This is a genomic window from Nonomuraea guangzhouensis (genome assembly GCF_019396345.1).
Classification (GTDB): Bacteria; Actinomycetota; Actinomycetes; order Streptosporangiales; family Streptosporangiaceae; genus Nonomuraea; species Nonomuraea guangzhouensis.
Map to the genome: position 1 here is coordinate 56,758 of NZ_JAHKRM010000027.1, position 24,528 is coordinate 81,285.

Consider the following 24,528-nt stretch of genomic DNA (forward strand, 5'->3'; position numbering starts at 1 on the left):
CGATGGGGAGGGAATCCATGGACCCGGGACTGTCCGATTCGCGTGCGGTGCTCAGCAAGCTGATCGAGGTCCGGCAAGCCCTGGCCGCGAGCCGGGTGGCTGTCGATCGCCAGGTCCGGGCCAAGCGCCTCAAAGCCATGGCCGCGCTGCTCGTCGCCGCGTGCACCGCATACGACCATGACAAAGACGCGTTCACGTTCGGCGACTTCCTCAGCCAGTGGCTGGAGATCAGCCCGATCACGTCGGCGGAGCTGGCCGGTGTCGCCCTGACCGTGGAGGACGGCGACACGCTGGGGAACGACTGGGAGCGCGTGTTCGGCGCCTACCTGCTCGCGCTCCTCGACAGATGGCCCGCCATGAGCCTCACCGACAACCGGGTCCGCGATCGCATACTCGCCGGACTGCGCCGCTGCGCGGTCACCGTTCGTCCCTGCGCCGACGGCGCCGTCAGGTTACGCGCGCTCACTCGCCAGGACCTGTACCAGGACACCGCGCTTCCCGTGCTGACGCGCCGGGTCGTGCATCTGCTGCTCGGGGGCGGCAACGGGCCTGGGCTGACGTTGTACCGGTATGTCCTGCCGCCGTATGAGCTGCCCACGGCGTACGCGAACGTGAGCCGGGACATCGAGGGGGAGGGGTACACGACAGACCTCTCCTTCGTGCCCGCGCACGAGCGCGACGCCGTCGAATACGCCGTCCTGCGGGCGACTGAGATGACGCTCAAGGGCGCGCCCCTGGATCTTCGGGGCGCCGTCTGGCCGCTGACCATCCCCGTCCCGGGCGGGTACGCGCGCTACGAACTGGTCACTGACCACAACGGCTGCGTGCGTGCCGAGCGGCTCGGCGACGGCGCGGCTCGGCCGCTGCCCGCGTGGCTGTCCCGGGCGCGTACCGTGGACGAGCGCAAGGCATCGCTCAAGGAGACGTTCCAGCTCGGCGGCGTGGGCGATCGGCCACGAGGCGCCGCACGCGCCGAGAGGAAGTGGACCGCCGCCGAACTCGGCCAGGTCGCCTCCGTGCTCGACCGCATCCCGGCGGGCGACCGCGACGCGCTCATCGGCACCTCGCTCGTCCGCGACGTCGCGTTGACCTCCGACCAGGTGGCCAGCTTCCACGGCGGCATGACCCACGTCGGCATGGGCGGCGACGACCTCGACGGTCCGCCCGCCGAGCCGACGCCGCACGTGCACTGCTATGACGTCATTTTTGAGAAAATGGCGCGTACGGCGTGTGGCCCGCCGGGGGACTGCGGGCCCGGCGGGGACGACACCGTCCTGCACGAGATCGGCCACGTGGTCACCATGTGCCCTCATGAGCAGGCCCTCCGGGCGCTGGCCCGGCTCCGCGACAAGCCGCGGACCGCCTACGAGCAGCTCAACGGCTACCTGCGCACCCTGCCGACCACCGACCAGTTCGTCGCCGCCTTCACCGCCTGGACCCTCGCCTACGGCGCCTACACCGACGCCAACGACGCCTTCGCCGACGCGGCGCACGCCTGCTGGCAGGCCCTCAGAACGGACGTGCCCGCGAACCCCGAGGCGCTCCTCACCCGCTACGCGGAGGCCCAGAAGACGGCCGTCGCCACGGCGGAGCCCACGATGAAAGCCGCCCGAGACCTCGACGCGCTGCTCCCCGCCCAGGAACGCAAGGTCGTCCGGGTCACCGAGGTACTGCTGAGCCGCCACACGCTCATTCCCGGGCTGGCGGCGCCCGGATTCACGCTGGCGAGGTTCGCGGCTTACGCCCGCCGGGTTGGCTTCGTGCCGTTCACCGCGTACGGGCAGAGCTCCAACAAGGAGTTCTTCGCCGAGACGTACGCCCTCTACACGACCGACCGCGAACGTCTGTGGGAGCTGAACTGGCGGATGTGCGCCTGGATGGAGGACGGTTACCCGGCTCTCGGTTCGTACGAGCCGACAGTCCGCTGACCCCTTGCCGGCGGGCGCTCAGGCTGGAGTGTGCGCGTAGGGGCGGATGTCGATGGGCGAGGGCTCGCCCAGTGCGAGCGCGGCGGCGATCTCGCCGGTGAACGGCCCCGCCGTCAGCCCGTACGCGCCCAGGCCCGTCGCCACCACCACCCGCTCGGTCAGCCGCTCGATGAGCGCCGTGCCCGCCGCGTGCACCGGCCGCAGGCCCACCCTCGTCTCCACCACCCTCGCGCCGTCCAGACCGGGCGCCACCCGCAGGCCCGCCGCCAGCACCTCGTGGATCCCGCCGACGGTGACGCACGGCGAGAAACCGGCGTCCTCCACGGTCGCGCCGACGACCAGCCGCGAGCCGGGGAACCCCAGCAGGTACGGTCCGCTCCGCGGCAGCACGATCGGCCAGGAGGCGGTGTCCACGCCGTCGAGGGCGGCATGCACGATCTGCCCCCGCCTGGGGAACACCGGGAGCTCCACCCCCAGCGCCCGGCACACCTCCCCGCTCCAGGCCCCAGCGGCCACGATCACCGCCTCGGCCGCCACTGGTATCCCGGTCTCCCCGGCGGTGGGGTGGAGGAGCACCGTGCCGCCGGGGGTGAGGGTCGCGGTCCCTGTACGGAGCTCGGTGCCCCGGCGCACGGCGGCGTGGAGGAGGGCGTCACGGACCGCCCGACCGTCCACCCGAGCGGCCCCCGGCACGTGGATCGCGCTCAGACCCGGGCCGAGCGGCGGAAACAGCGCCGACGGAGCCGCCACGTCCGTGATGTCGCCCATTTCCGGCGCATGCGGACGGCGGCGCAGCAGGAGGGCACGCACCGGCTCCAGCTCGGCCGGGTCCTGGGCCACCAGCAGCGCCCCCACCCGGGCGTACCCGATGTCCACGCCCAGCGCCGACACCAGCTCCGGGTAACGGCGCGCGCCCTCACGCGCCAGCGCGTACCAGGCGTCGTCCTCGGCATGGTCCACCCACGGGCACACGATCCCCGCGCCCGCCTCCGTCGCCCGCCCGCTGAAGGCCCCGTCCACCACCGTCACGGACACTCCGCGCCCGCTCAGCCACCAGGCCGCGGCCGCTCCGACGATCCCGCTACCGATCACCGCAACACGCATGCCCCCATGATCGCAGCCAGGGCGCCGGCGCGGCGGCCGGTCAGCCGCCGGCGGACCAGCCGTGCGTCTTCATGAGATGGCTCGCCACGCGGGCGAAGCGGTGACCGTCGAGCACCGCCCCCTCGCGCCTGATGTCGTCCTCGTCCAGGACGAAGACGCGGTCCAGCCGCAGGTAGGACGTCTTGCCGTCGCGCCCCCACACGCCGATCTCCAGCCAGTCGGGGCCGTCGTCGCCCTGGCTGGACAGCATCATGCCGAGCAGCCTGCGCCCGGTGCGGCCCACGACCAGCAGCGGCCGGTCCTTGCCGCGCTCCGGGTCCTCCTCGTAGGGCACCCAGGCCCAGACGATCTCGCCGGGGTCGGCCAGCCCGTCGAGGTCGGGGGAGTAGGACAGCGTCGCGGCCCGGTCGAGCGAGTGGATCTCCCGCACCGCGCCACGGGCGGGCCGGGGGTCCTCAGCTGAATCACGCACGCGTCGGAGCTTACGCCACCGGGCCGTCGTTGATCGAATCCTGTACGGCGGGACCGAGGATGAAGGTCGTCCCCTTGTCCGCGGGCACCTGCATGGCGAGCCCGGTCTCCGCGAGGGCCGCGGCGATCTCCTCATGGTCGCCTGCCCATCCGAGGTAGAGCTCGCCGACCAGGTTGCCACTGGCGTCGAAGGCGGTGTCGTGGCTCTGGGTGTTCCAGAAGACGGCCCGGGGCGACTCCATGTCCTCGGTCCGCTCGGCAACGCGCTGCCAGCATCCCGATGTGGTGGGCCAGAGGGCGGGCTCGGCGACGTAGCCCTTCGCGGCCAGGCGTTCGAAGGCCCGTATGATCCGGCACAGGTCCGAGGTCTCCGTGGTGGCCAGGCAGGTCACGGTGCCCTCGCCCGGTTCCTGGGGGCCGTGGGCCGCTGCCATAAGCCGTTCCATCGCGGCATCGAAGTCGTCCTCTTCCTCCGGCTCGTCCTCAGGGACGCGGACCACGATCCCCTCCCGGGCGAAGAGCGACTGAATCTCCGACGGAAGACCGCCTCTCCAGCGGACGTCGACGTCCCGGTGCTGAGCGCCGTCGGCCGAGAACGCGTCAGTGAAGTCGTCCGGCAGGGTCAGCAGTCCGTATTCGCCGGTCGCGGAAGCGAACTCCTTGCCCGTGACCTGCCGCCACCCCGCCTCGTCGAGCCGGTCGAGGGCCCGGTCGAAGGCGTCGCTGCGCGACTCGGCAGGCGCATGCGCCCTCTCGCGCCTGGCCGCTTCCCGCCGGAGCCGGGCGAGCGCCATCGCCCACCAGCAGTGCGGATGTCTGAACGACTCGGGATCGAGTTCTTCGAGCCCTGCGGCGATCTCCGCGAGCCGGGCTTTGTCGTCTGCGGGCCGCTCCGCCCGGGGCGAGTGCATGTACGCGCCCACCTGGCGAACGAACGCGGCGAAGGCCGTCAGCGTGGTGTTCACGACCTCGAACTGGGGCTCCTCGTCGGCCTCCCCAAGAGAGAGGAGCACAACGACTCCCTCGTTCAGATCGAGGAAGTACAGCATGTCGCCGTCGGGTCCGATTCCGCCCAGGATCAGGGCTCGATTGTCCTCGCCGAGTGGGCGGACGCCGAACAGCCCGAGCGGCCCGTCGGGGATGTCCGTACAGAAGTGCCCGCCCGCGACCCTGGGCAGCCCGGTCTCGGTGAGAAACACGAAGTCGGCCTTGGACAACCCGAGCTCCCTCGCCTTGCCGACTTCCAGGGTGACGACGTCGTCCTCGCTTACGGCCATGAAATTTCCCTTTCAGAGGAGTGGGGTTGTCCGACCGAAAAAGACCGTAGTGACCCGTTATCGCTCGTGTCTGCGGATTACCAGCATCGGTGATCATGGGTAACTCCGGCCGGATCTGGGCGCTGGTCGGCGCTGGCTTCGGCTTCGGCCCTACCTGTCGGCCGACCAGGCGCAGGTCACGCTCGTTCGGCCCGCAGCCGAGGACAGCGGTAGAGAGAGTGGCGCTGGTGTGCGTGCCACGGTGGGCCGGAGCCAAGCGGCGCCGCCATGGCGACGGTCACGACGCGGGCCTCGGCCCAGGAGGGGCGAGCAGGCGGCGTAGCGCCGCGGGAGTGCGGCCGGCGTGGCGGCGGACCGTACGGGTCAGATGGGCCTGATCGGCGAACCCCAGCTCGGCGGCCAGCAGCGCCAGGTTGGCCGCGCCGCCCTCGAGCTGGTCGAGCGCCCGCCCGACCCGCACCCGGTTGCGGTAGTGGGTCAGCGACACGCCGAGCTCCCGAGTGAACGCCCTGCTCAGCTGGTACGGCGAGACGGCCAGCAACTCCGCCAGCGGCAGGAGCCCATCGGCGGCGGGATGCCCCGCGGCGATGGCCTCCTGGGCACCCTCAACGATCACCTGTGACCTCTCGCGCGGCACCGGCAGCGGGGCGAGCTGGCTGAGGGCGGTGGAGACGAGGGGCAGCAGGGCCTCGGCGAGCTCGAAAGCCGGGTCGCCGGTGCGGGCGGCGGTCAGGAAACGGCGATGGGCCAGGTCAAGCCGGGCGTCCACGTAGATCGTCGAACGGGACGGCCGTGTGCTGCCGCCCGCGAGCGTGCGCCACAGGTCCGGCGACACGGACAGGGAGGTGCACACGTCGCCGCCCGCCGGATGCGCGAAGTGCTCCTCCTCGCCCGGCATGCCGAGATAGGCCATCGTCGGATCCACCACGGCGGCCCGCCCGTCGGCCTTGCGGTGGAAGCGGCCGCGGCGCACCAGCACCACCCGGTAGGCGGAGCTCATTTCGGGCCGCGACCACCCGCGGTGGTCGTCGTGGCAGGTCACCGCGTCGAGGGAGAATCCGGACCCGGTGCCGAGACGGACGGCTGAACGCACGTGCGGAACCCTACGCTCCGGCTACGACAATCTCCGCAGCGCAAGGATGTTCAAGACTACGCCGCCCGGCCTGTCCCACCCTGGACCCATGACAACGACCACCATGACGATTTCCTCCGTCATCTTCGACTGCGAAGATCCGGCCACCCTTGCCGACTTCTACGCCAAGGCCACGGGCGGGCGGATCAGCCACAGCGACGACGACTTCGCCACCGTGGAGGGCGGCCCCGTCGGGCTGGCGTTCCAGCGTGTCCCCGGCTACCGGAGTCCGGGCTGGCCTGACGACGCCAAGCACGTCCACCTCGACCTCCAGGTGGCCGACGTAGAGACCGCCGTCAAGGAGCTGGTCCGGCTCGGCGCCGCCGTACCGGAGTTCCAGCCCGGCGGCGCCGACTGGACCGTGCTCACCGACCCCGAAGGTCACCCGTTCTGCGTCGCGGCAGGCGGCTGACCGCGACCCCCGCACCCCGTCATGGCTGAAGCTCATGGGTCAGGGGCTGAGCGCTGTGAAGAATTCCCTGATATCGGCCGCGAGCAGCAGCGGCGCCTGAAGCGCGGCGTAATGTCCGCCGGCGGGGAACTCCGACCAGCGCACCACGTTGTGCGCCACCTCGGCGTAACGCCGCACCGAGCTGTCGCCGGGGAAGACCGCCACGGCCGTCGGCGTCTTGCCCGGCTCGGCGGGCCGCTCCCAGGCTGAGGCGCTCTCGCGATAGAGACGGCCGGAGGAGCCCGCCGTGTCCGTCAGCCAGTAGATCGTCACGTTGGTCAGGATGTCGTCGCGCGACAGGCCGCCGATGTCCTGGCCCCAGGAGGCGTACGCGTCGAGGTTCCAGGCGAGCTGGCCGGTGGGCGAATCGGCCAGGCCGTAGGCGAGGGTCTGCGGCCGGGTGCTCTGGATCATGGCGTACCCGGAGTGGTGGCGGTGCCAGCGCTCCACTCCCTTGGCCCGCTCCGCCTCGGCCTCGGTCAGCCCGGTCATGTCGTCGTTGGGCAACGTCGTGAGCGCGTTCACGTGCACTCCGACGACGTGCTCCGGATCGAGCCTGGCGACCTCGGGGGAGATCAGCGCGCCGAAGTCGCCGCCCTGCGTGCCGTACCGCGGGTAACCGAGCCCGCGCATCAGCTCCGCCCAGGCGGCGGCGATCCGCCGCACGCCCCAGCCGGTCTCCGTCGTCGGCCCCGAGAAGGCGAAGCCGGGGATCGACGGGATGACCAGGTGGAAGTCGCGGCTGAGCGGTTCGATGACGCGGGTGAAGTCGGCGAACGAGCTGGGCCACCCATGCGTCAGCAGCAGCGGCAGCGCGTCCTCGCGCGGGGAACGGATGTGCGCGAAGTGCACGCGTTGCCCGTCGATGACGGTCGTGTACTGCGGCAGAGTGTTCAGCCTGGCCTCGTGCTCGCGCCAGGAATAGCCGTCCAGCCAGTAGTCGGCCAGCTCGCGGACCGCTTCCGGCGGCACCCCGTACGACCAGCCGACCCCCTCCAAAGCGTCGGGCCGGCGAGTACGGCGCAGCCGCTCCACCAGATCGTCCAAGTCGGCCTGCGGGATATCGATGACGAAGGTCTCCATGCCCCCCAAGCTAGACAGCATTGTGGCCAGGATCAGGACACAATGGCCGTGTGTTGGACACCTCCGCCAGGCTGCTCCGTCTGCTGTCCCTGCTGCAGCTCCGCCGCGACTGGCCCAGCGCCGACCTGGCCGAACGGCTCGGCGTCGCGGCCAGGACCGTCCGCCGCGACGTCGAGCGGCTGCGCAGCCTCGGCTACCCGGTCCACTCCACGCCCGGCGTCTCCGGCGGCTACCGGCTGGGCGCGGGCGCCGAGCTGCCGCCGCTGCTGCTGGACGACGACGAGGCGGTGGCCGTCGCGGTGGGCCTGCGCACGGCCGCGGGCGGCACGGTGACGGGCATCGAGGAGACCTCCCTGCGCGCGCTGGCCAAGCTGGAGCAGGTGCTGCCCGCCAGGCTGCGCCACCGGGTCAACGCGCTGCAGACCCACACCGTCCCGATCACCCGCGAGGGCCCGACCGTCGCCTCCGACGTGCTGATCGCCGTGACCGCCGCCTGCCGCGACCACGAGCAGCTCCGCTTCGACTACACCGGCCACGAAGGCGCCGCCACGCAGCGCAGGGCCGAGCCGCTCACGCTGGTCAACTGGTCACGCCGCTGGTACCTGGTCGCCTGGGACGTCGACCGGCAGGACTGGCGCACCTTCCGCGCCGACCGCCTGCGCCTCCGCACGCCGAACGGGCCCCGCTTCACACCGCGCGAGCCGCCGGGCGGCGACGTCGCGGCCTGGGTCGAGCGCCGGCTGGGTCACGAGATGTGGCCGATCCAGGCCCGCGTCCTGCTGCATGCCCCGGCCGACCAGGTCGCGAGCCGTACGTCGTCGGGCGTCGTCGAGCCGGTCGGCGACGACACCTGCGTGCTCACGCTGCGCGGCGACGACCTGCATCTGATCGCCGTGGTCGTGGCCTTCCTCGACCTCGACTTCGAGGTGCTGGAGCCGGTCGAGCTCAAGGAACGGATGCGCGCGCTCGGGCGGCGCCTCACCACCCTCTAGAATCTCATTCTGTGACGTCAGCGTTCTTCACGCGTAAGAGGGGCGAGTTCGTGCCCGCCCCGCACGCCCGCGGCCCCTGGTCGCCCGACATGCTCCACGGCCGCCTGCTCGGCGGCCTGGCGGCCATGGCCGTCGAGCAGGAGCACGGTGAGCCGGACCTGCGGTTCGCCCGGCTCACCGTCGACCTGTTCCGCAACAGCCCGCTGCTGCCGGTCACCGTCGAGACGGCGCTGGTCAGGGACGGGCGCAGGATCCGGGTGGCCGATGTGACGATCCGCACCGACCAGGGCGTGATCGGCCGGGCCAGTGCCGTACTGCTCAGGAAGGGTGAGCAGCCGGACGGCGAGCTGAACGACACGCCCGCGTGGGACGAGCCGCCGCCGTCGGAGCCGCCCGTCACGGGCGGGGCGTGGGAGCCGCCGTTCGAGCTGTGGCGGCTGACCGACTGGAACCAGCCGGGCCCGAACCGGGTCTGGCTGCGCGAGACCCATCCGCTCGTCGACGACGAGCCGCTCACGCCGTTCACCAGGGTGGCGCTCGCGGCTGATTTCGCCAGCCCGCTCAGCAACGCCGACACCGGCGGCCTGCACTTCATCAACGCCGACTACACGCTCACGCTCGGCCGGGTCCCCGAGGGAGAGCTGATCGGGGTGGAGGCGACCGGGCATCTCAGCCACGGCGGCGTCGCCACAGGGCAGTGCACCCTGCACGACGCCGCCGGGCCGATCGGCTTCTGCCTCGTGACCGCCGTGGCCAACCCGGCCACCTTCCGCAGCCGCTGACGAGAGCTGATTACGCGGGGCGCTCGGCGCGGTCGCCGGACCAGTCCGTGTGGTACGCGCCGTCCCGGTCCACCCGGTGGTAGGTGTGCGCGCCGAAGAAGTCGCGCAGCCCCTGGATCAGCGCGGCGGGCAGCCGCTCACGCCGCAGCCCGTCGTAGTAGGCCAGCGCCGAGGAGAAGCCCGGCGTCGGCACGCCGATCTGCACCGCGGTGGTCACCACGCGCCGCCACGACTCCTGCGCCACGTTCACCGCCGCCGCGAACGTCGGGTCGGCCAGCAGCGTCGGCAGCGTGGGGTCGGCGTCATAGGCGGAGCGGATCCGGTCGAGGAAGCGGGCCCTGATGATGCAGCCGCCCCGCCAGATCGTGGCCATGGCGCCCAGCTCCAGGTCCCAGCCGTACTCCTTGGAGGCGGCGGCCATCTGGTCGAAGCCCTGCGCGTAGGCGACGATCTTGGAGGCGTACAGTGCCTGGCGTACGTCCTCGATCAGTTCGCGCCCGCCGACGCCCGACAGCTTCGGCCCTTCCAGCGACGCGGCAGCGGCCCGCTGCTCCGGGTGGCCCGACAGCGCGCGGGCGAACACCGCCTCGGCGATGCCCGTCACCGGAACGCCCAGGTCGAGCGCGCTCTGCACGGTCCAGCGGCCGGTGCCCTTCTGCTCGGCCTGGTCGACCACGATGTCGATGAACGGCTTGCCGGTGGCCACGTCCACCTGGTCGAGCACCTCGGCGGTGATCTCGATCAGGTAGGACTCCAGCTCGCCCTGGTTCCACTCGCGGAACACCTGCGCCAGCTCGGCCGGGGTGGCGCCGAGCGCCTGGCGCAGCAGGTCGTAGGACTCGGCGATGAGCTGCATGTCCGAGTACTCGATGCCGTTGTGCACCATCTTGACGAAATGTCCGGCGCCGTCGGGGCCCACGTGCACCGCGCACGGGACGCCGTCGACCTTGGCCGAGATGTCCTGCAGGATCGGGCCGAGCGCCTCCCACGACTCCTTGGAGCCGCCGGGCATGATGCTCGGGCCGTTCAGCGCGCCCTCCTCGCCGCCGGAGATGCCGGTGCCGACGAAGTGGATCCCCTTGTCGCGCAGCGCCGCCTCGCGCCGCCGGGTGTCGGCGAAGTGCGCGTTGCCGCCGTCGACGATCATGTCGCCCGGCTCCATGAGCTCGGCGAGCTGGTCGATCACCGCGTCGGTGCCCGCGCCCGCCTTCACCATGATGATCGCCCGTCGCGGTCGCTTCAGCGAGGCCACGAAGCCCGCCAGCTCCTCCGACAGTACGAACGTGCCCTCCCCGGCGAACTCCTTGACCAGCTGCTGCGTACGTCCGGCCGAGCGATTGTGCACGGCCACCGCGTAACCGTGCCTCGCCAGGTTCCTCGCCAGGTTCCTGCCCATGACCGCCAGGCCGGTGACACCGATGTCTGCCAAGTCCATATCAAGCTCCTCTGTGGGGGATACGCATGATCCAGCGGTCGAGGTTCGGCTGGATATTCCGATTTTTTCAGTCGCTCTGGCGTACGCCCAGCTCGTCGAGCCGCTGCAGCATATCGGCGGGATCGGAGTAGACGCGGAAGGCACCCGCGCGCTCCAGCTCTTCCCGGCCGTATCCGCCGGACAGCACCCCGATCCCGAGCGCGCCCGCGCGGCGGGCGGCGAGCAGGTCCCAGACGCTGTCACCTACCACCATCGCATGCCGCGCGTCCACGTTCAGCAGCGCAGCCCCCGCCAGGAACAGGTCGGGGTCCGGCTTGGCCCTGCGCACCATGTCGCGGGTGACCATCGGGGTGTCCTCCGGCAGGCCCAGCATGCCCAGCGCCAGCCGGGCCGTACGCGCGTAACCGCTGGTCGCGATCGCCCACGGCACGCCCCGCGAGGACAGTTCGCCCAGCAGCTCGGCGGCGCCCGGCAGCGGGCGGACGGAGTCGATCTGCTCGGTGTAGGCGTCGCCGTGGATCGTCTGCAACTCGTCGATCTGCTCGGCCGTCAGCTTCAGCCCGGTCTCGCGCAGCAGCGCGCTCACGAACAGGCCGCCGCTCATCCCGATGCGGCGGTGGATGCGCCACACCGACAGGTCGATGCCCAGTCCGGACAAGGCCTGCCGCCAGGCGATGACATGCTGGTAGACGCTGTCGATCAAGGTGCCGTCGAGGTCGAAGAGAAACGCCGGGGTGGGTGCGTGCGGGAACTCCGTCATGGCTCCATGACACCATGACCGGCATGAACGTCATCATCGCGGGCGGCCACGGGCAGATCGCGCGGCGGCTCGAACGGTTGCTCGGCGCCGGGTCGGTGGGCCTGGTGCGCAATCCCGCGCACCTGCCCGACGTCGAGGCCACCGGAGCCGCGGCCGTGCTGTGCGACCTGGAACGGGCCGGGATCGAGGAGGTGGCGGAGGTGCTCGGAGGCGCCGACGCCGTCGTGTTCGCCGCGGGCGCCGGCCCCGGCAGCGGCGTCGCCCGCAAGGACACCGTCGACAAGGGCGCCTCCGTCCTGCTGGCCGACGCCGCCGAGCGGGCGGGCGTACGGCGGTTCGTGCAGATCTCCTCGATGGGCGCGGGGCAGCCGCCCAGGCCGGGCGGCGACGAGGTGTGGGCGGCCTACATCCAGGCCAAGACCGAGGCGGAGAACGACCTGCGGCGCCGCGACCTCGACTGGACGATCCTGCGCCCCGGCGGGCTGACCGACGATCCCGGCACGGGCCGGGTGCTGCTGGCGCCCTCGGTACCTCGCGGCACCGTCCCGCGCGACGACGTGGCGGCCGTCATCGTGGCGCTGCTGGCCACCGGCGCGCGGGTCCGGCAGGTGCTGGAACTCGTCTCCGGTGATACGCCGATCGACGAGGCCGTCATGCAAGAGTGAGGGAATGACGGAATACCGCAATCTTGGACGTACCGGTCTCAAAGTCAGTCCTCTGTGTCTCGGCGCGATGATGTTCGGCGGGTTCGGTGAGGAGTCGGCCGACGAATCGGCCCGCATCATCGACCGCGCCCTCGACTCGGGCATCAACTTCATCGACACCGCCGACGTCTACTCGCGGGGGGAGTCGGAGGAGTTCGTCGGCCGGGCCCTGGCCAAGTCGGGCAGGCGTGACGAGGTCGTCCTGGCCACCAAGTGTCACGGCGCCATGGGCGAGGGGCCCAACGAGGCCGGCAACTCGCGGCGCTGGATCTTCCAGGCCGTCGAGAACAGCCTGCGCCGCCTGGGCACCGACTGGATCGATCTCTACCAGATCCACCGCCCCGACCCCGCCACCGACATCGAGGAGACGCTCGGCGCCCTCACCGACCTCGTCCGGCAGGGCAAGGTCCGCTACATCGGCAGCTCCACCTTCCCCGCGCACCGCGTGGTCGAGGCCCAGTGGGCGGCCGAGCGGCGCAACCTCGAACGCTTCGTCTGCGAACAGCCCCCGTACTCGCTGCTCGCCCGCGGCATCGAGGCGAGCCTGCTGCCCACCGTCCAGAAGTACGGCATGGGCGCCATCGTCTGGAGCCCGCTGGCGGGCGGCTGGCTGACCGGCCGCTATCGCAAGGGGCAGGAGCAGCCCGAGAGCCGCAGGGCGGCCCGGCTGCCCGCCCGCTACGACATGAAGCTGGCGGCCAACCAGCGCAAGCTCGACGCCGTCGAACAGCTCGCCCTGCTGGCCGAGGAGGCCGGGCTCACGCTGATCGAACTGTCCCTGGCGTTCACGATCAGGCACCCGGCGGTCACCTCGGCCATCATCGGCCCGCGCACGATGGAACACCTGGAGAGCCAGCTCCCCGCCACCGACGTGCGGCTCAGCGACGACGTGCTGGACAGGATCGACGCCATCGTGGCACCGGGCATCACCATCAACCCCGGCGACGAGGGCTGGCAGCCTCCGGAGCTGTCCGACGCGACACTCCGCCGGCGCCCCTGACCGTCACCGGGACCGCGCGGCGAGCTTCCGGCAGTCCTCCAGGGTGTGCTGGGACAGCTCTTCGCGTACGGACGGCACGCACACCGCCGCCATCGACAGGCTCGTCACCCCCAGCCCCACCAGCACCGGAGCGAGCTGGGGGTCTCCGGCGGCCTCGCCGCAGACGCCGACCGGTTTGCCGGCGGCGCGGCCCGCTTCCGCGCAGGAGGCGATGAGCTTCAGCAGGGCGGGCTGCCACGGGTCCAGGAGGTCGGCCAGGCCGGGGTGCTGACGGTCGGCCGCGAACGTGTACTGGCTGAGGTCGTTGGTGCCGATGCTGAGGAAGTCCACCTCCGTCAGCAGCCGGTCGGCCAGCAGGGCGGCGGCGGGCACCTCGACCATCGCGCCGACCCGCGTCAGACCCCGGGCGCGGGCCCGGCGGGCGAACGCGGCGGCCTCGGCCGGGGTGGTGACCATCGGGGCCATCACCCACGCGTCGGCGCCCGTCGCGCGGGCCGCCTCCGCTATCGCGTCGAGTTGCGTGTCCAGGACGTCCGGCAGCACGCGGTCCACGCGCAGCCCCCTGATGCCGAGCGCCGGGTTCGGCTCCGGGGGCAGGCCGAGGAACGGCAGCGGCTTGTCCGTGCCCGCGTCGAGCGTGCGCACCACGACCATCTCGGCCCGCGCGAACACCTCGGCGTAGGCGGTCACCTGCTCCTCGAACGACGGGGCCTGCTTGCGGTCCAGGAACAGGAACTCGGTCCTGAACAGCCCGACCCCTTCCGCGCCCGGCCGGAGGTCGGCGGCCGAGCCGATGTTGAGCAGCAGCTTGACCGGGTGGTCGTCGGCCGTCCTGCCGGGGCCGCTGCTCTTGGCCAGGCGGTCGCGCTCCTCGCGGTCGTTGCGGCGGAGCTCGGCCACGGCCTCGTCCGTCAGGCCGACGCCGATCTGGCCCGTCTTGCCGTCGACCGAGATGACCGTGCCGTCGGCCAGGGCGGTGATGCCCGCGCAGGCGACCACGGCGGGCAGGCCGCGGCCACGTGCCAGGATCGCGGTGTGGCTGGTCGGGCCGCCCTTCTCGGTCACCAGCGCCACCACGTCCGTGCCCAGCCCTGCTGTGTCGGCGGGGGAGAGGTCGTCGGCCACCAGGACGTATGGGTGGCCGGGGGCGGGGATACCGGGCATGGGCAGGCCCAGGCAGGCGGCGATGGCGCGATGCTTGAGATCGTCCAGGTCGGCGGCGCGTTCGGCGAGGTAGCCGCCCAGCGCGGCCAGTGTGTCGCGGTGGTGGGTGAAGGCGGCGTCGAGCGCGTGCGGAGCGTCCAGACCGCCGCGGACGGCGGCCTCGGCGTCCTCGCGCAGCATCGGGTCGTCGGCGATCATGGCGAGCGCATCGAGAATCTCCGCCGCGTCGCTGCCGCCCGCCGCGTCGTCGCCGCCCGCCGGGGCGGCGTTGCCGTCGCCTCTCGCGGCCCGCGCGGCGGTGGCGGCGCGTTGTCGTAGGTCCGCGGTGACCGACTCCAGCGCCTTCACCACCATCGCGGCCTCCGCGGCCAGGTCGGCGACCTGCCGAGGGCCGGGGAGTACGGGCGGCGGGGCCATGCGCACCACCGGCCCCGCGGCCCGCCCCTGACTCACCCCCAGCCCCGCCAGCCCGGCACTCGGGGTGGTCGGGTGGGTGGGGTCAGCCATCGAGGGCCTCTTCCGCGTCCAGGTCCTGGGCGAGCAGGGCTACCAACGCGTCCAGTGCCGCGTCCGCGTCCGGGGCGTCCGACTCCAGTGTCACCTCGGTGCCCTGGGTGGCGCCGAGCGACAGGACGCCCAGCATGCTGTTCGCGGGGACCGACTTCTCGCCCACCCGGATCCGCACCGGCACCCCCAGCCGTACCGCCTCCTGGACGAACAGCTTCGCGGGCCGCGCGTGCAGACCGCTCGCCGATGCCACCGTCACCGTACGTTGTGCCATCACAAACCCCCCTCAGGGCTCGATCGTGACCTTGATGGCCGCGCCCCGGCTGACGAGGTCGATCCCGTCGAGCACCTGGGAGAGCGGCAGCCGGTGGGTGATCAGGTCCGCCACCGGCACCAGACCCTCCGCGATCAGCTGGAGCGCCTCGGCGTTGTGCGCGGGGCTGGAGCCGTTCGCGCCGACGATGGTCAGCTCGCGGTAGTGCACCAGGTTCGAGTCCAGGGCGATGATCGGGGCGTCCTTGGGCAGGCCGCCGAAGAAGCTGATCCTGGCCTGCCGGGCCGCCATCCGCAGCGCCTGTTCCTGGGCCGCCCCGGACGCCGCCGCGGTGATCACCACGTCGGCGCCGCGGCCACCGGTCAGCTTGAGCACCTGGTCCACCGCGTCGGTGTCGACGACCGCGTCCGGGCGTACCAGATCGGCCGCCATCGCGAGCCGCTCGGCGTTCACGTCGACCAGGAACACCCGCGCGGCCCCCCGTGCCCGGGCCAGCCGCACGTGCAGGCAGCCGATCGGGCCCGCGCCCATGACGACCACGTCGTCGCCCGCGCCGACGCGGGCCAGTGACTGGCCGTTCAGCACGCAGGCGAGCGGCTCGGCCACCGACGCCTCGGCGAACCCGACGCCGGGCGGGATGGCGTTGACGCCGTCCACGGCCCGTACTTTCGCCGGGATCACCATGTACTCGGCGAAACCGCCGTCGTAGTGGTAACCCATCGACTCCTGGTTCGGGCAGACGGTGCGGCGGCCGCGGCGGCACTCCTCGCAGGTGCCGCACGGGATCGCGGCGATCACCTGGACGCGTTCGCCCGTGCCGACGACCTCGCCGGCGATCTCGTGGCCCATCACGCGGGGCGGGCGGATGTGGTGGTGGCCGTGCTTGAAGATCTTCACGTCGGTGCCGCACGTCGAGCAGTTGCGTACCCGGATCTTCAGCTCGCCGGGGCCGGCGACCGGCTCCGGCGCGTCCTCCACGCGGATGTCCCCTGGGGCGTGGAATCGGGCGACTTTCACGTCAGCTCCTTGATCACTTGGCCGACCTCCGTCGCCTCGCGGAGTGTCCTGGCGCGGTCGGGGTCGAGCAGGATGTCGGCGAGCGCCGCGAGCAGCCGCACGTGCCCGTCGTTCTTCGCGGCGATGCCGACGCAGAGGGTGACGGGTTCGCCACCCCAGTCGACGCCGTCCGGGAAGCGCACGACGCAGATCGCGTCGTGCCGGACGACCTCCTTGGCCGCCGCGGTGCCGTGCGGGATGGCCACGCCCTCGCCGACGTACGTGGAGATGGTCTGTTCGCGTTCGAGCATGGCCTCGATGTACGGCTCGGCGACCGCGCCCACGTCCACCAGGGCGCGCCCGCACCTCCTGATCGCGTCGTCCCGGTCGGCCGCGCGCTCGTGCAGGAGTACGGCGCGCGGATCGAGCAGGTCGTCACGCATCGACCGTGCCGCCGTTCTTGATGGTGGCGACCAGCTTCGTCACGGCCGGGTCGCCGAGGAAGATCTGGAACGGCACCAGCACCTTGTCCGGCGCCGAGGCCCGGGCCCTGGCGGCCAGCCCGGAGTGGCAGACCACCACGTCGGCGTCGGCCGGGATCTCGTTCACCGGGGTGTGCTCCACGGAGACGCCGGTGTCCTTGAGCTGCTTGCGTAGCTGGCTGGCGAGCATGACGCTGCTGCCCATGCCCGCGTCGCAGGCCACGATGATCTTGTGAATGTCCTTGCTGTCGATGCTGGCCATGGGTTCACGCCTCCTTGGCGACGGGCTGGGTCTGGGTCTCGCGGTCGTTCTGGCCGCTCTCGTGGGTCTCCTCGATGCGGTCCGCCAGCGGTTCCGGGGCGTCGGCGACGGCCTCCTCCTCCTTCTCGCCGCGGCCGAAGCCGAGCAGGAGCGAGGAGACCGCGAACGACACGGCCGTGGCGACGACGATGCCGGCGATCACGCCGAGCCAGCCGCCCTTCGGCGTCACCGCGATGTAGGCGAAGATGCTGCCCGGCGAAGGCGTCGCCACCAGTCCGGCACCGGTGATCATGAACGTGAACACGCCGGCCGCGCCGCCCGCGATGACCCCGAGGATGAGCCGCGGCTTCATCAGGACGTACGGGAAGTAGATCTCGTGGATCCCGCCGAAGAAGTGGATGATCATCGCGGCGGGCGTGCTCGGGCGCAGCGGGCGCGGGCCGAACAGCAGGAACGCGATGAGCAGGCCGAGCCCGGGGCCCGGGTTCGACTCCAGCATGAACAGGATCGACTTGCCGTGCTTGACGGACTCGGCGACGCCGAGCGGCCCGAGCACGCCGTGGTTGACCGCGTTGTTCAGGAACAGCACCTTGGCCGGCTCGATCAGCACCGAGGCGATGGGCAGCAGGTTGTTGACGATGAGCCACTCGACCGCGTTGCCCGCGGCCGTGGTCACGACGCGGACGATCGGGCCGATGGCCCACACCCCCGCGATGGCCATGACGGCGCCGACGATGCCCGCGGTGAAGTTGTCGACGAGCATCTCGAAGCCGGACTTGGTGCGATCCTCCGTGAACTTGTCCACATATTTCAGGATCAGGGCGGTGAGGGGACCGATGATCATGGCGCCGAGGAACATCGGGATGTCCGAACCCACGATCACCCCCATCGCCGCGACCGCGCCCACCACCGCGCCGCGTTGCCCGTGGACCATCCGGCCGCCGGTGTAGGCGATGAGGATGGGCAGCAGCATCTTGATGATCGGGTCGACCATCGCGGCCAGCGCCGCGTTCGGCAGCCAGCCGGTGGGGATGAACAGCGCGGTGATCAGCCCCCAGGCGATGAACGCGCCGATGTTCGGCATGATCATGCCGGCCAGGTGGCCGCCGATGCGCTGGATGGTGGCCTTGGCCCCGGTCCCGTAGACCGGGGGTGTGTAGGTTTCGGCCATTGGACGTGCTCCTTTGGGGGGTGAGCAAGGTGCCTGGTATGTCGAAGTCAGGTGGGGTCGGCGGAGGCTTCCAGGGGGCGGGTTAAAAGGGGTGGGCCGGTGCGTACGCCGTCGCGGCGGATGTCGGCCGGCCCCGGCATCCGGCTGCCCGGCAGGCAGACCGCCGCCGCGCCCCAGGCCAGCGCCTCGACCAGCGCTTCCTCGCCGGTCGCGCCACCGGCGAGGAAGCCCGCCAGCATGGCGTCCCCGGCCCCGACCGAGCTGCGCGGCTCCGTCACCGTGGCGTGGCCGTACCAGATGCCGTGGTCCTGGACGAGCACCGCGCCGTCGGCGCCGAGGCTGGCCAGGACCGTACGCGCGCCCGCCGCCCGGAGCTTGCCGGCGGCCTCCACCACGTCGCCGACACAGCGGATCGGCATGCCGGTGGCGGCGGCGAGCTCGTCCAGGTTGGGCTTGACGAGGGCGGGGCCGGCGGCGAGCGCGCTGGCCAGCGCCGGGCCGCTGGTGTCGACGGCGACGTGGATGCCCGCCCCGGCGAAGCGGCGGCAGAGCCTGGCGTAGACGTCGGCGGGCACCTCAGGCGGCAGGCTGCCGGAGGCCACCACCCAGTCGGCCTCGTGCGCGGCGGCCAGTACGGTGTCGGCGATCGTGTCGAGCTCACCGGGGGACAGGGCGGTGCCGGGTTCGTTGATCTTGGTGATGGTGCCGTCGGGCTCGGCCAGGGTGACGTTCGAGCGGGTCGTGCCGGTCACCGGGACCGTCACCATGTCGAGCCCTTCGAGGGCGAGCAGGCGGACGAGCTGCCGGCCCTCGTCGCCGCCGAACGGCACCACGGCCCGCGACGCGACCGCGTTGGCGAGCAGGGCTCGGGAGACGTTCACACCCTTGCCGCCGGGGTCCAGGCGGGCGGCGGCGGCCCGGATGACGGCGCCCCGGTCGAGCGAGGCGATCTCGATCGTGCGGTCCAGGCTGGGGTTGAGCGTCAGCGTGAGGATCATGCCCGGACCACCTCCGGTCCGGCCGCGGACAGCTCGGCGGCCAGGGCGAGGTCGAGGCCCGTGTCGGTGATCACCACGTCGATCTCGCTCAGCTCGGCGAAGCTCGCGAGGTAGGTGTTGGTGAACTTGGTGTGATCGGCCAGCAGCACGCTGCGCTCCGCGGCCGTCACCATCGCCCGCTTGATCGCCGCCTCCGCCGGATCCGGCGTGGTCAGGCCCTTGGCGGCCGAGCAGCCGTTCGTCGCCATGAACGCCACGTCCACGTGCAGCTGTGACAGCGGCCGCAGCGCCCAGTCGTCCACGGTGGCCAGTGTCCGGCCGCGCACCCGGCCGCCGAGCATGATGACGCTCAGGTTGGCGCGGCCGGCCAGCACGGTCGCCAGCGGCGGCGAGTTGACCACGACCGTGAGCTCGCGGTCGGTGGGCAGAATCGGCACCAGGCGGCCGGTGGTGGTACCCGCGTCGATGATGACCGAGCCGTCCTCCGGCAGCTCGGCCAGGGCGGCCTTGGCGATGCGCTCCTTCTCCGCGGTCAGCACCTCGTCGCGGGTGGCGAGCGCGGGCTCGAACCCCATCCGCTCCACGGGAATCGCGCCGCCGTGCACCCTGCGCAGCACGCCCGCCCGCTCCAGCGCGGTCAGGTCGCGGCGGATCGTCTCGGTGGTCACGTCGAGCTCGTCGGCCAGGGACACCACGTCGACACGGCCCGCGGTCCGGGCCCTGCGAAGGATCTCCTGCTGCCGCTCCTCGGCGTACATGATGTTGATTCACCGCCGTTTCAGTGTGGTTTCCTCTGTGTTTATACCCGATTCTGTTGGAAGGTCAAGACTCTGGTAGTTATGTCGGATGCGAACCAAGCCCTGGGCCGCCGTCGCGGCAGCCGTACCCCTCGCAGCCGTCTGCGTCGCCGGGCCCTCGGCCTCGGCCGCGTCGTCCGGCCCGCTCACGGCCAAGCCCCCGGCCGTGCCGGCCGGCACCACGGCATCGTGGCTGGTCTACGACCGGCAGGCCGGGAAGTTCGTCGCCACCCGCAACGCGCACCGCAAGTTCCGCTCGGCCTCGGTCGTCAAGATCCTGATCGCCATCGACTACCTGGAGAAGCGCAAGACCGTCCCGGCGAACGACGCTCGGCTGCTCAAGGTCATGCTGCGCTCCAGCGACGATCACGCGGCCACCACGTTCTGGAACCGTGACGGCAAGGGCGCGATCGTCGAGCGGATGGCGCGCCGGCTCGGGCTGTCCGACACCGCGCCGCCGCCCGCGTCCAAGCCCGGGTTCTGGGGTTACACGTCACTGAGCGCGTACGACATCGTGCGTACGTACCGCTACCTGCTCGACACGGCGGCGCCCAGGGTGCGGGACACGATACTCGGGCACCTGCGCAACTCCACGCCGTGCGGCACCGACGGGTTCGACCAGTACTTCGGCATCCCGCGCGCGGTGCCCAGGCCGTGGGCGGTCAAGCAGGGCTGGTCGGGGTTCGGCGACGTCCCGCCCACCAAGTGCGGCACCGGGGCCGCCGTGAACCCGGTCCCGCTGCGGGCCCCCGGGGCCGACCTGTCGATCAGCGGGGTCGCGTCGCGGGCCACCGGGTCTGGCGTGCCTGACCACGGCCGTCCTGTGCTGCACACCACGGGCCTGCTGGGCAAGGACGACCGGTTCATCATGGCCGTGCTCACGGCCCACCCCGCGGGCGGCACCTGGAGCTCCTCCGTCAAGCGCGTCACGCAGCTGACCCAGGGCCTCTACCGGAGCGTGTCCTAGAGGAAGGTGAACATCCGGACGTCTGGCTCCAGCGGCCTGGGCGGGCCGGTGTAGCGGTGCACGCCGACGCCGTAGCGGCCGTCGCTCGCCAGGTCGACCCGCTCGAACCCGTCCTCCTCGAACCACTCGCAGATCACCGGCAGCAGGTCGGGCGCGTGCCGCCCCCTGGTCCAGATCACGGTCGCTCCGGGCGCGCAGAGCTGGGGCAGCGTGGCGACCGTACGCCGGATGTCGGCGTCGCCGATGTTGCCGAAGATCCCGCAGGCGAGAACCAGGTCGGCGGGGACGGCGCCCACATAGGCGTCGGTCAACGCGGCGTCGCCGCACACCACCTCGACGCCGCCGGGCGCGGCGCGCTGGGCGATCCGGGCGTTGCCCTCGTCGAGCTCCACCAGTCTGGCGCGTACGCGGTCCCGGCGGGGGTGGGCGGCCAGCACGGGCAGCAGGTCGCGGCCCTGCCCGGCGCACAGGCTCACCACCCGTTCGGCGCCGGCATCGAGGGCCAGCCGGACGTGGTCGCGGACCACGGCCAGGCGTCTGCCCAGGGAGGAGCCGGGCGTGTCGTAATGGTCGTGCCAGGTAATCCAGTCGCGTTCGGCCACGATCATGATGATGCTTGTCTGATGGGAGATGATTCAACGGCTTTGCGGCGGGTGCTCCGGCAGGCGGGCGGTCCCGAGATCCTCGACGTGCTGGCCGAGCGGCTCTCCGGCGCCGACCTCACCACGCTGCTGCTCGAAGTCATGCGGGTCAGAGCGCGTGCTCTGGCGCCGGCCGACGTGCTGCGCCGCTACACCAGTGACCGGTTCGTGGGGCCGTCCGTGGTGCCGTTCGAGCGTCTGCGCCGGGCCGAGGACGCGGTGCTGTCGGTCGTACCGGCCGAGTTCGAGCTGGTCACGCTGTCACCCGTCGCGCCGCTCGGGGCGCACTCGACGCCGGCCACCGTGGACCAGAACAAGGTGATCAGCACGATCAGGAACACCGAGGTCGCGGCCGACCCGACGAACGCGCTCGCCCTGGAGGCGGCCGTCCGGCGGCGCGACTCGGCCGGTCCGGTCCGGCTGGCCGCCTTGCAGCGCGTGGTGCGGGCGCAGCACTTCGCGGGCGCGTACCCGCATTTCGGGCTGTTCGCGCTGGTGTCAGCCGACCGTGACACCGGGAACCTGGCGTTCGAACGCCGTCACCTGGCCGAGCACCTGCGCCTGCTGACGGACGCCGTCCGGGCCTGCGGCAGCGCCGAGCCGGAGGTCCGCCTCACCGTCCTCGACCCCCGTTTCGCGCCCGTGACGGCCGGGCTGGACACGACGGACGACCCAGGACGGGAGTCCGGGCGCGGCTACTACTCGGGGCTGTGCTTCAAGATCTACGCTGACGGCGTGGAAGTGGGCGACGGAGGCTTCGTCGACTGGACGGCCCGCCTGCTCGGCAACCGCAAGGAGCGCCTGCTGATCAGCGCGCTCGGTATGGACCGGCTGAGCTGATGTAGGCGGCGTAGACCTTCTTCGGGACCGCCAGCCGCCACGCCTCGATGACCAGCTCCGGCATCTCGTCGGCGTCGATGGCGGCCATCCGCGCGACGACCCAGTTGAACCGCATGTCGGACTCGCGCGGCAACTGGAACTTGTCCGGCTCGGCCGCCACCAGGGCGGCCCGTTCCTCCTTGGGGAAGCCGAAGCCCATGAGGGTCTCGTCATGCGAGAAGGCCACGTAGACGATCGAGCCGACGCGGAACTTGACGCGGTCCCTGATGAGATGCTCCGACGAGCGCGGCAGCGTGCTCGCCAGCCGCCGGACGTCCTCCACCGTGATCACACTCCCACGGTAGTGGGTCCGCGCGCCCGCCGCCTCGGACCGTCGCCTTGGCCCGTCGCCTTGGCCCGTCGCCTCAGCGCGCTCGCCGCTTCAGACCGCCGCTTCAGACCGCCGGCGACCCGGAGCGGGCGTGCGGCCGAGCCAGAGTTTCGGAGCCGGACCCGGCGCGCTCCAGCCGGTCGAGGTGGGCGCGGATGCCGTCGGAGGGGGCCTCCTCGTCCTCGGTACGCTCGAGGCAGAGCGCGGTCAGGATGCGCAGGGCCGCACGCCAGCGCCGACGGGCCTTATCGCCCTGGGCCGGTGCCCAGCAGCCGTGTGCGAGGCCGTCGTGGGCCGGTGCCCGGCAGGCGTGGGCGAGGTCGTCGTGGGCTGGTGCCCGGCAGGCGTAGGGGAGGCCCTCATGGGCCGGTGTGCGGCAGCCGGGGAAGAGGCCGTCATGGGTGCGGGTCTGGTCGTCGGGTCGGCTGAGATCCGTCGCCAAGCCCAGGGCCCGTTGGTGGTGGGCGATCGCCTGGCGGGGATCGCCCAGAGCGCCGGCCAGCCGGCCCAGCCCCTGGAGCGCGGTCGTCTGGCCGATCCCCGCCATGCCGTCGATGGCGATGATCACTACCGCCGTCGTCTCCGCCTCGCCGGTCAAAGCGGCCAGATCGCTCGCCCGCCCGACGAACACGGGCACGTCGGCGGGCAACTGCCGCAGGGGTGCGGGGCTTTGACGGTCCTGGTCCGGTACGACCCGCGTGGTCTCCGCCGTGAGGGCGTCGGCGGCCCGGGTCAGCAGGGCCTGTTCCGCGTCGTCCAGTTCCAGCGCCTTCGCCAGGAGCTGGAGGGAGGAGTCGCGGGGCGCGGCGCCGTGCTCCCAGCGGCGTACCGTCCGGGCATTCAGGCCGGCGCGTTCGGCCAACTGCTCCTGCGTCAGCCGCGCCCGCTTCCGCCATGCCCGCAACAGTGCCCCGAACGTGGGCACGTCCTTCGGCACGATCCGCCGCTCTCGACGGGACGCTTGGGCCGCGGACGGCTCCGCCGGCTCAGTCGGCTCCGCCAGCTCGGTCGGCTCGGTCGGCTCGGTCGGTTCGGTCGGTCCGGTTGGTTCGGTCGATCCGGTCGGTCCTGTCGGCTCCGCCAGCTCGGTCGGCTCGGTCGGTCCGGTCGGGGCTTCGCGGCCTTGTCGGACGGCTGCGGCTCGCGAGGCGCCGGAGTGGTCTTCGCTCTGGTAGCGACCGGTGAGCATGGCCTGGTGGAGTCGGCGCAGCTCGGCGTTGGGGCCGATGCCGTGCTCCTCTTTGAGGAGACGGGAAACCGTGCCGTACGCCTCCAGGGCCTCGGCCTGCCGTCCGCTCCGGTAGAGGGCGGTCATCAACTGGGCCCAGAACCGCTCCCGCAAGGGATGCTCGGCGGTCAAGGCCCGCAGTTCCACGGTCAGCTCGGCGGCCTCGCCCAGCTGGGCGTCGAGGTCGATGCGGCGTTCCAGGACCTGAAGGCGTTGCTCGGCGAGGGGCGGGACGTCGATCCGGTGGAGCGTCTCGGATTCGACGTCGGCGCACACCGGGCCGCGCCACAGCCGCAGGGCGTCGTGGAGGAGCCGGCTTCGCGGTGCGGGCGCCTTCGTGTGGTCGGCCGCCCGTATCAGCTCCTGGAATTCGAGCAGATCGAGCTGCTCGGGCCGCAGCCGGGCGACATAGCCGCCCGGCTCGGTCAGGATCAGCGAACCCAGGCCCAGGCTCCGGCGCAGGCGCGCGAGGTTGGTCCGCAGGGCCCGGCGCGGCTGTGTCGGCGGCCGGTGGCCCCACAGCCGTTCGGTGAGGATGTCGAGCGGGACGACCTGGTTGGGCCGGAGCAGGAGCGTCGCGAGCAGAGTCCGGATCTTGCCGCCCGGGACGGAGATCGTCGTCCCGTCGCGATCCACCCGTAAGGGGCCCAGCACCGAGAACCGTACAGCGGTCACAGCACCTGTCTCCAATGTCTCATCGATGCGCACCCGA

Annotated in this window: 26 protein-coding genes; 8 read left to right on the forward strand and 18 right to left on the reverse strand. The window is 72.0% G+C overall.

What is annotated here, in order from left to right; translation table 11 throughout:
* Nucleotides 1-17 precede the first annotated feature (17 nt).
* A complete protein-coding gene (locus tag KME78_RS44085; RefSeq protein ID WP_219535753.1) occupies nucleotides 18-1,928 on the forward strand; it encodes a hypothetical protein in 1,911 nt (636 codons plus the stop codon).
* A gap of 18 nt (nucleotides 1,929-1,946) precedes the next feature.
* Here the strand turns inward: KME78_RS44085 and KME78_RS44090 are convergent, their stop codons facing one another.
* The 4 genes from KME78_RS44090 to KME78_RS44100 form a co-directional block, all read right to left on the reverse strand.
* Nucleotides 1,947-3,032 (reverse strand): NAD(P)/FAD-dependent oxidoreductase, encoded by a 1,086-nt coding sequence (locus tag KME78_RS44090; RefSeq protein WP_219535755.1) that lies wholly within the window; start codon nucleotides 3,030-3,032, stop codon nucleotides 1,947-1,949.
* 40 nt (nucleotides 3,033-3,072) lie between these two features.
* Nucleotides 3,073-3,504 (reverse strand): type II toxin-antitoxin system PemK/MazF family toxin, encoded by a 432-nt coding sequence (locus KME78_RS44095; RefSeq protein WP_308127359.1) that lies wholly within the window; start codon nucleotides 3,502-3,504, stop codon nucleotides 3,073-3,075.
* Nucleotides 3,505-3,514: 10 nt separating this feature from the next.
* On the reverse strand, nucleotides 3,515-4,780 hold the full coding sequence (locus KME78_RS65210; RefSeq protein ID WP_246653235.1) for an SUKH-4 family immunity protein: 1,266 nt from the start codon (nucleotides 4,778-4,780) through the stop codon (nucleotides 3,515-3,517).
* Between the two features lie 277 nt (nucleotides 4,781-5,057).
* Nucleotides 5,058-5,873 (reverse strand): AraC family transcriptional regulator, encoded by an 816-nt coding sequence (locus tag KME78_RS44100; RefSeq protein WP_219535759.1) that lies wholly within the window; start codon nucleotides 5,871-5,873, stop codon nucleotides 5,058-5,060.
* Between the two features lie 88 nt (nucleotides 5,874-5,961).
* On the opposite strand from KME78_RS44100, the gene KME78_RS44105 reads away from it, so the two are divergent.
* Nucleotides 5,962-6,324 carry a VOC family protein gene (locus KME78_RS44105; protein ID WP_246653236.1) on the forward strand — a complete coding sequence of 121 codons (363 nt, stop codon included), beginning with the start codon at nucleotides 5,962-5,964 and terminating at the stop codon, nucleotides 6,322-6,324.
* A gap of 39 nt (nucleotides 6,325-6,363) precedes the next feature.
* On the opposite strand, the gene KME78_RS44110 is transcribed toward KME78_RS44105, so the two are convergent.
* The gene (locus KME78_RS44110) at nucleotides 6,364-7,446 is read right to left on the reverse strand and encodes an epoxide hydrolase family protein (protein ID WP_246653237.1); all 1,083 of its coding nucleotides are present in this window, start codon (nucleotides 7,444-7,446) and stop codon (nucleotides 6,364-6,366) included.
* Between the two features lie 50 nt (nucleotides 7,447-7,496).
* Between KME78_RS44110 and KME78_RS44115 the strand changes: the two genes are divergently transcribed.
* A complete protein-coding gene (locus KME78_RS44115; protein ID WP_219535763.1) occupies nucleotides 7,497-8,438 on the forward strand; it encodes a helix-turn-helix transcriptional regulator in 942 nt (313 codons plus the stop codon).
* 11 nt (nucleotides 8,439-8,449) lie between these two features.
* The gene (locus tag KME78_RS44120; protein WP_308127360.1) at nucleotides 8,450-9,220 is read left to right on the forward strand and encodes a thioesterase family protein; all 771 of its coding nucleotides are present in this window, start codon (nucleotides 8,450-8,452) and stop codon (nucleotides 9,218-9,220) included.
* 10 nt (nucleotides 9,221-9,230) lie between these two features.
* Here the strand turns inward: KME78_RS44120 and gnd are convergent, their stop codons facing one another.
* The gene (gene gnd, locus KME78_RS44125; protein WP_219535765.1) at nucleotides 9,231-10,655 is read right to left on the reverse strand and encodes an NADP-dependent phosphogluconate dehydrogenase; all 1,425 of its coding nucleotides are present in this window, start codon (nucleotides 10,653-10,655) and stop codon (nucleotides 9,231-9,233) included.
* A gap of 67 nt (nucleotides 10,656-10,722) precedes the next feature.
* The gene (locus KME78_RS44130; RefSeq protein ID WP_219535767.1) at nucleotides 10,723-11,415 is read right to left on the reverse strand and encodes an HAD family hydrolase; all 693 of its coding nucleotides are present in this window, start codon (nucleotides 11,413-11,415) and stop codon (nucleotides 10,723-10,725) included.
* Between the two features lie 23 nt (nucleotides 11,416-11,438).
* Between KME78_RS44130 and KME78_RS44135 the strand changes: the two genes are divergently transcribed.
* Both KME78_RS44135 and KME78_RS44140 read left to right on the forward strand, forming a co-directional pair.
* Complete coding sequence (locus KME78_RS44135) at nucleotides 11,439-12,080, forward strand: SDR family oxidoreductase (protein WP_219535769.1); 642 nt, start codon at nucleotides 11,439-11,441, stop codon at nucleotides 12,078-12,080.
* Between the two features lie 4 nt (nucleotides 12,081-12,084).
* Nucleotides 12,085-13,119, forward strand: a complete 1,035-nt coding sequence (locus tag KME78_RS44140) for an aldo/keto reductase (RefSeq protein WP_219535771.1) — start codon at nucleotides 12,085-12,087, stop codon at nucleotides 13,117-13,119.
* A 3-nt stretch (nucleotides 13,120-13,122) separates the two neighbouring features.
* Here KME78_RS44140 and ptsP read toward each other — a convergent pair whose 3' ends face one another.
* The 8 genes from ptsP to KME78_RS44180 are packed head-to-tail and all read right to left on the reverse strand — an operon-like array spanning nucleotide 13,123 to nucleotide 19,731.
* On the reverse strand, nucleotides 13,123-14,790 hold the full coding sequence (gene ptsP, locus KME78_RS44145) for a phosphoenolpyruvate--protein phosphotransferase (protein WP_219535773.1): 1,668 nt from the start codon (nucleotides 14,788-14,790) through the stop codon (nucleotides 13,123-13,125).
* Nucleotides 14,783-15,064, reverse strand: coding sequence for an HPr family phosphocarrier protein (locus tag KME78_RS44150; protein WP_219535775.1), 282 nt, complete (start codon nucleotides 15,062-15,064; stop codon nucleotides 14,783-14,785). The genes ptsP and KME78_RS44150 overlap by 8 nt, the downstream gene beginning before the upstream one ends.
* A 12-nt stretch (nucleotides 15,065-15,076) precedes the next feature.
* Nucleotides 15,077-16,081 carry a zinc-dependent dehydrogenase gene (locus KME78_RS44155; RefSeq protein WP_219535777.1) on the reverse strand — a complete coding sequence of 335 codons (1,005 nt, stop codon included), beginning with the start codon at nucleotides 16,079-16,081 and terminating at the stop codon, nucleotides 15,077-15,079.
* Entirely contained in the window at nucleotides 16,078-16,503 is a 426-nt protein-coding gene (locus KME78_RS44160) for a PTS mannitol transporter subunit IIA (protein WP_219535779.1), read from the reverse strand. The genes KME78_RS44155 and KME78_RS44160 overlap by 4 nt, the downstream gene beginning before the upstream one ends.
* On the reverse strand, nucleotides 16,496-16,804 hold the full coding sequence (locus tag KME78_RS44165) for a PTS sugar transporter subunit IIBC family protein (protein ID WP_219535781.1): 309 nt from the start codon (nucleotides 16,802-16,804) through the stop codon (nucleotides 16,496-16,498). Before KME78_RS44165 ends, KME78_RS44160 begins: the two co-directional genes overlap by 8 nt.
* A 4-nt stretch (nucleotides 16,805-16,808) precedes the next feature.
* Nucleotides 16,809-17,975, reverse strand: coding sequence for a mannitol-specific PTS transporter subunit IIC (gene mtlA / locus KME78_RS44170; protein WP_219535783.1), 1,167 nt, complete (start codon nucleotides 17,973-17,975; stop codon nucleotides 16,809-16,811).
* 47 nt (nucleotides 17,976-18,022) lie between these two features.
* A complete protein-coding gene (gene pfkB / locus KME78_RS44175) occupies nucleotides 18,023-18,973 on the reverse strand; it encodes a 1-phosphofructokinase (protein WP_219535785.1) in 951 nt (316 codons plus the stop codon).
* Nucleotides 18,970-19,731 (reverse strand): DeoR/GlpR family DNA-binding transcription regulator, encoded by a 762-nt coding sequence (locus KME78_RS44180; RefSeq protein ID WP_219535787.1) that lies wholly within the window; start codon nucleotides 19,729-19,731, stop codon nucleotides 18,970-18,972. Before KME78_RS44180 ends, pfkB begins: the two co-directional genes overlap by 4 nt.
* Before the next feature lie 88 nt (nucleotides 19,732-19,819).
* Between KME78_RS44180 and KME78_RS44185 the strand changes: the two genes are divergently transcribed.
* A complete protein-coding gene (locus KME78_RS44185) occupies nucleotides 19,820-20,737 on the forward strand; it encodes a D-alanyl-D-alanine carboxypeptidase family protein (RefSeq protein WP_219535789.1) in 918 nt (305 codons plus the stop codon).
* Here KME78_RS44185 and KME78_RS44190 read toward each other — a convergent pair.
* Nucleotides 20,734-21,339: a class I SAM-dependent methyltransferase gene (locus KME78_RS44190; protein ID WP_308127361.1), complete on the reverse strand. Its 606-nt coding sequence runs from the start codon at nucleotides 21,337-21,339 to the stop codon at nucleotides 20,734-20,736. The genes KME78_RS44185 and KME78_RS44190 overlap by 4 nt on opposite strands.
* Before the next feature lie 21 nt (nucleotides 21,340-21,360).
* On the opposite strand from KME78_RS44190, the gene KME78_RS44195 reads away from it, so the two are divergent.
* Nucleotides 21,361-22,218 (forward strand): class-II aminoacyl-tRNA synthetase family protein, encoded by an 858-nt coding sequence (locus KME78_RS44195; protein ID WP_219535793.1) that lies wholly within the window; start codon nucleotides 21,361-21,363, stop codon nucleotides 22,216-22,218.
* On the opposite strand, the gene KME78_RS44200 is transcribed toward KME78_RS44195, so the two are convergent.
* The gene (locus KME78_RS44200) at nucleotides 22,187-22,549 is read right to left on the reverse strand and encodes an MmcQ/YjbR family DNA-binding protein (protein ID WP_219535795.1); all 363 of its coding nucleotides are present in this window, start codon (nucleotides 22,547-22,549) and stop codon (nucleotides 22,187-22,189) included. The two genes, KME78_RS44195 and KME78_RS44200, sit on opposite strands and share 32 nt — an antisense overlap.
* A 103-nt stretch (nucleotides 22,550-22,652) precedes the next feature.
* On the reverse strand, nucleotides 22,653-24,491 hold the full coding sequence (locus KME78_RS66660) for a BTAD domain-containing putative transcriptional regulator (protein ID WP_219535797.1): 1,839 nt from the start codon (nucleotides 24,489-24,491) through the stop codon (nucleotides 22,653-22,655).
* Nucleotides 24,492-24,528: the final 37 nt, after the last annotated feature.

Excerpts from the sequence above, each read along its gene's own strand:
- KME78_RS44085 (WP_219535753.1), top strand. The coding sequence starts at position 18 with ATGGACCCGGGACTGTCCGATTCGCGTGCGGTGCTCAGCAAGCTGATC.
- KME78_RS44090 (WP_219535755.1), bottom strand. The coding sequence starts at position 3,032 with ATGCGTGTTGCGGTGATCGGTAGCGGGATCGTCGGAGCGGCCGCGGCC.
- KME78_RS65210 (WP_246653235.1), bottom strand. The coding sequence starts at position 4,780 with ATGGCCGTAAGCGAGGACGACGTCGTCACCCTGGAAGTCGGCAAGGCG.
- KME78_RS44105 (WP_246653236.1), top strand. The coding sequence starts at position 5,962 with ATGACAACGACCACCATGACGATTTCCTCCGTCATCTTCGACTGCGAA.
- KME78_RS44110 (WP_246653237.1), bottom strand. The coding sequence starts at position 7,446 with ATGGAGACCTTCGTCATCGATATCCCGCAGGCCGACTTGGACGATCTG.
- gnd (WP_219535765.1), bottom strand. The coding sequence starts at position 10,655 with ATGGACTTGGCAGACATCGGTGTCACCGGCCTGGCGGTCATGGGCAGG.
- KME78_RS44130 (WP_219535767.1), bottom strand. The coding sequence starts at position 11,415 with ATGACGGAGTTCCCGCACGCACCCACCCCGGCGTTTCTCTTCGACCTC.
- KME78_RS44135 (WP_219535769.1), top strand. The coding sequence starts at position 11,439 with ATGAACGTCATCATCGCGGGCGGCCACGGGCAGATCGCGCGGCGGCTC.
- KME78_RS44140 (WP_219535771.1), top strand. The coding sequence starts at position 12,085 with ATGACGGAATACCGCAATCTTGGACGTACCGGTCTCAAAGTCAGTCCT.
- ptsP (WP_219535773.1), bottom strand. The coding sequence starts at position 14,790 with ATGGCTGACCCCACCCACCCGACCACCCCGAGTGCCGGGCTGGCGGGG.
- KME78_RS44150 (WP_219535775.1), bottom strand. The coding sequence starts at position 15,064 with ATGGCACAACGTACGGTGACGGTGGCATCGGCGAGCGGTCTGCACGCG.
- KME78_RS44160 (WP_219535779.1), bottom strand. The coding sequence starts at position 16,503 with ATGCGTGACGACCTGCTCGATCCGCGCGCCGTACTCCTGCACGAGCGC.
- KME78_RS44165 (WP_219535781.1), bottom strand. The coding sequence starts at position 16,804 with ATGGCCAGCATCGACAGCAAGGACATTCACAAGATCATCGTGGCCTGC.
- mtlA (WP_219535783.1), bottom strand. The coding sequence starts at position 17,975 with ATGGCCGAAACCTACACACCCCCGGTCTACGGGACCGGGGCCAAGGCC.
- pfkB (WP_219535785.1), bottom strand. The coding sequence starts at position 18,973 with ATGATCCTCACGCTGACGCTCAACCCCAGCCTGGACCGCACGATCGAG.
- KME78_RS44180 (WP_219535787.1), bottom strand. The coding sequence starts at position 19,731 with ATGTACGCCGAGGAGCGGCAGCAGGAGATCCTTCGCAGGGCCCGGACC.
- KME78_RS44185 (WP_219535789.1), top strand. The coding sequence starts at position 19,820 with ATGCGAACCAAGCCCTGGGCCGCCGTCGCGGCAGCCGTACCCCTCGCA.
- KME78_RS44195 (WP_219535793.1), top strand. The coding sequence starts at position 21,361 with ATGGGAGATGATTCAACGGCTTTGCGGCGGGTGCTCCGGCAGGCGGGC.